This is a genomic window from Pseudoalteromonas sp. P80D2, from assembly GCF_036680945.1.
Classification (GTDB): Bacteria; Pseudomonadota; Gammaproteobacteria; order Enterobacterales; family Alteromonadaceae; genus Pseudoalteromonas; species Pseudoalteromonas shioyasakiensis.
Genome location: NZ_JAZDAR010000006.1, coordinates 1 through 1,142, shown reverse-complemented (window position 1 = coordinate 1,142; position 1,142 = coordinate 1). Strand labels below are relative to the sequence as shown.

Genomic DNA, 1,142 nt, shown 5'->3' with positions numbered 1-1,142 from the left:
ATGGCAAAAGAAAAGTTTGAACGCGTAAAACCGCACGTAAACGTTGGTACAATCGGCCACGTTGACCACGGTAAAACAACTCTAACAGCAGCAATCACTAACGTACTTGCAAAAGTATACGGTGGTGTAGCTAAAGACTTCGCATCAATCGATAACGCTCCAGAAGAGCGTGAGCGTGGTATCACAATCTCAACTTCACACGTTGAGTACGATACTCCAACTCGTCACTACGCACACGTAGACTGTCCAGGACACGCCGATTATGTTAAAAACATGATCACTGGTGCTGCTCAAATGGACGGCGCAATCCTAGTAGTTGCTGCGACTGACGGTCCTATGCCACAAACTCGTGAGCACATCCTACTTTCTCGTCAGGTTGGTGTACCTTACATCATCGTATTCATGAACAAATGTGACATGGTTGACGACGAAGAGCTACTTGAGCTAGTTGAGATGGAAGTTCGTGAACTTCTTTCTGAGTACGACTTCCCAGGTGATGACTTACCACTAATCCAAGGTTCAGCGCTTAAAGCGTTAGAAGGCGAGAAAGAGTGGGAAGACAAAATCGTTGAGCTTGCAGAAGCACTAGATTCTTACATCCCAGAGCCAGAGCGTGACATCGATAAGCCATTCATCATGCCTATCGAAGACGTATTCTCAATCCAAGGTCGTGGTACTGTTGTAACTGGCCGTGTTGAAGCTGGTATCATCAACGTGAATGACGAAGTTGAAATCGTAGGTATCAAAGAAACTACGAAGACAACTTGTACAGGTGTTGAGATGTTCCGTAAGCTTCTAGACGAAGGTCGTGCGGGTGAGAACATCGGTGCACTTCTACGTGGTACTAAGCGTGAAGACGTTGAGCGTGGTCAAGTACTAGCTAAGCCTGGTTCAATCACTCCACACACGAAGTTCACTTCAGAAGTATACGTACTTTCTAAAGATGAAGGTGGTCGTCACACTCCATTCTTCAAAGGTTACCGTCCACAGTTCTACTTCCGTACAACTGACGTAACAGGTGACGTACAGTTACCAGACGGCGTTGAAATGGTAATGCCTGGTGATAACATCAAGATGACTGTAGAACTAATCTGCCCAATCGCGATGGACGAAGGTTTACGCTTCGCTATCCGTGAAGGTGG

At 46.2% G+C, this 1,142-nt stretch carries 1 protein-coding gene; it reads left to right on the top strand.

The annotated features are described in order from the left end of the window. On the top strand, nucleotides 1–1,142 hold a 1,142-nt coding region (tuf, locus tag VRK28_RS00045), incomplete at its 3' end, for an elongation factor Tu (protein ID WP_332393064.1).